This is a genomic window from Flavobacterium sp. (assembly GCF_043720215.1).
Classification (GTDB): Bacteria; Bacteroidota; Bacteroidia; order Flavobacteriales; family Flavobacteriaceae; genus Flavobacterium.
Genome location: NZ_JAYSSZ010000253.1, coordinates 1 through 2,814 on the forward strand (window position 1 = coordinate 1; position 2,814 = coordinate 2,814).

At 30.0% G+C, this 2,814-nt stretch carries 4 protein-coding genes; all 4 read right to left on the bottom strand.

The annotated features are described in order from the left end of the window. Positions 1-789: BT4734/BF3469 family protein (locus ACHZC3_RS10990; protein ID WP_394759901.1), on the bottom strand; the 789-nt coding region annotated here is incomplete at its 3' end. 119 nt (positions 790-908) lie between these two features. Continuing rightward, positions 909-1,190: a helix-turn-helix domain-containing protein gene (locus tag ACHZC3_RS10995; protein WP_394759902.1), complete on the bottom strand. Its 282-nt coding sequence runs from the start codon at positions 1,188-1,190 to the stop codon at positions 909-911. Positions 1,191-1,279: 89 nt separating this feature from the next. Then, the gene (locus tag ACHZC3_RS11000) at positions 1,280-2,188 is read right to left on the bottom strand and encodes a hypothetical protein (RefSeq protein WP_394759903.1); all 909 of its coding nucleotides are present in this window, start codon (positions 2,186-2,188) and stop codon (positions 1,280-1,282) included. 293 nt (positions 2,189-2,481) lie between these two features. After that, the coding region (locus tag ACHZC3_RS11005) for a tyrosine-type recombinase/integrase (RefSeq protein WP_394759904.1) at positions 2,482-2,814 on the bottom strand (333 nt) is incomplete at its 5' end.

A 2,814-nucleotide genomic window follows, 5' to 3' on the forward strand; every position in this document is an offset into this window, starting at 1 on the left:
AACTTCTTTGTCATCAAAATTGAAATCGGTTTGAATGAAATTCAAAGCAACATCCATCGGCACTGCTTTTCGGTTCATATTACACGCTAATTGATGCACGAATACATTACGGCTACCATTCGCATATTGCACTTTTTTTTCTGTGAATTTTATGCAATGATGATAAATGTGTTCAAAGTTTAAAGTTTCAGGTTTCAAGTTATCTGTAGAAACTGTTTCAGTTTCAACTAAAGGCATTTCGACTGCGCTCAATGTGACAAAGGTTTTTGAATTTTCATTTAGATATAAATTTTCATCAAAAGAATAAAAGCATAATCGAGTTACATCTTTGCCTGATTTATCAATTTCTAGTTTTAAAATACTTTCGTAATATGCTTGAACTAATATAAAAGCTTCTTTGTGATTGGCTTTGTCAGAATTGATATTTACTAGAATTTTTAATCCGTTTCCAGATGGACTAATGAAACTTGCAAAAGTAAACTCACTTTGATTGGCTAAATGCTTCGCCTTTTGCAAATCTTTTTCATTCAGCTTGTCAATGTCAAGAATGATACATTTTGAATATTCTGCCAAGAATTCCAGTTTACGACCTCCAACAAATTTAGCTGAAGGCGTAAATGCAGGAAGTGATTTTTTAGCTTTGTTGTAGGCTTCTGTTCTGTTTTCAGCAAGAGATTTACGCAAGTAAACAATGCCGGGTTTGTACTTTCCTGTTTTAATTTCGTCTAAAATTGTAAGCAATGATTTGTGTTCTACAACCTCGTTGAAATTCTTAAAAATGGTTACCATAGTTTTAATTTAATGGTTAATAGTTGCCCTTCGACAGGCTCTGGGTGACAAGTTGTTGGTTCTCGTTTGTGTGAAGTTTGCAATCGCAAACTTCACAAGTTCCGTTGCAGCTGCTCATACTATCTACCTTTAAAAGATTTGTTGTAATGCTCCGTAAGGAGTTTTTCAACATCAGAAAGTTTGTAGTAGATTTTGTTCCCAACTTGGCTAAATGAAATTTTGCCTTCGTCTCTCCAAGTTTGTGCGGTACGTTTTGAAATTTTCATTAATAAAAGAAATTCTTGATTGTCTAAAAAGGTTTCTTTTTTAGTATCTGCTTTGATAGAAAGTTGGCTTTGAATTGTATCTAATTTTGTCATTAGATCTGTGAACTGGTCTTTTGTGAAGATAATTGCATCCATTTTTAAAGTTTTTTAAATGTTATGGTGCAAATGTGAGAAGTTGTAAAAAGTCCAAAAGTCCTGAAATGGTCTTTCAGGACTATTTTGTTTTATAGCATTTTGTCGATGTCTATTCTTTTGTGGTGTTTCGGGCGTTTTTCAGTTCGTGAAGGAGTGAGTATTGTTTTGACTGTTTCAGGACTTATTTCTTTTCCGTCTTTATCAACATAAGAATTTACAATAATTGCCACCAAATCATTAACCGAACCATCAATCATTGATTTTCCATCTACAAATAATTCTCTTGAAAACTGATAATGAATATCAATAAACTGATTCAAATTACAATTGATTTGCATTTTTTTGAATGGCATTTGATTAGAAACTACATTTTCTTTTGATTTTATGCGGTTGTCTTTTAGGCTTTTTAACCTTTCTAATTTATTTATCAATCTTTCGCATTGAACATTATAATCTTTGAGAGTTCTATGTGTTGAAACTATATCAGCTTCTTCATATTCTAATAATTCTTCTGTTAAATAAAATATTTTATCGTCAAAATCCTCTAATGTTTCAATATGCTTTTTAGCTTCATAAAATGAAAAAATTCTATCCTCACTTTCTGCATTAATAAGTCTTTTAGGTGTTTCATACTTAATCTCAACTATTCTCGAAGATTGCATTTCGGAACGTTTCTTTTCAAACAGATTAATCAATTTACTTACTCCAGTAATAGCACATTTTTTAGTAAATACTTTTTCATTGTTCGAGATTAATTTTTCAAATTTATTAATCCACACTAAAGCATTATCAACATTATTACATTGATAATTTATAAAATCTGGAAATTGTGATTGGTGTAAACTAAAAACTTTATGTACTAAAGCTTCGCAATAATTTTGAAGTGTGATTTCGGTTTCAATAATAATATCAAAAGTGGTATTAGTGGACTGTGCCAAAGGCACCGCCACTAATTGAACAAACTGGGAAGTTTGAATTATTTGAACTTTTGGGGTCAAGTATTACTATTTTACAAATTGTTTTCATTGTGATTTGAAATGTAATTATAAGCTTTTATCTACTTATTTTTGAAAAATCCTAACAAACCTTGCTAGTCGAATTCAACTAAATTTTTTCTCTTTGGCTCTAAAAATTATCACTTTCTTTTGTGCTAAATTAGAGTAAAAAAAAAATCCTTTTAGCAAGGATTTCAAAAAAATTTATTAACAATTTATTTAAGCCGTAACAACTCTATGTTCACAATCCTTATAACGCAAAAGTCAGAAAAATATTATATATCTGTTAAATTTATTTAGAATATGTAATTATCAACCGCTTTATCCAATTCTTCGCTAATGATTTTAGCATAAATCTGAGTTGTGCTAATATCTTGATGATCCATTAATTTAGAAACGTGCTCAATTCTCATACCATTATTTAAAGCATTGGTTGCAAAACTGTGTCTTGATAAATGAAATGAAAGTGAAAACGGTAATTTCATCATCTTACCCATTCTATTAAGTTGAAAATTAGCAGAATGATTTTCCCTTGAAGATATAAAATAACGTGTTTCTTCGCTTTTATAATATCCAACTTTATCTGTTATTATTGGAAATATAAAATCATCTTGCTGCACATTTTCTTT

Coding starts and splice junctions, on each gene's coding strand:
- ACHZC3_RS10995 (WP_394759902.1), bottom strand. CDS start 1,190: ATGGATGCAATTATCTTCACAAAAGACCAGTTCACAGATCTAATGACA.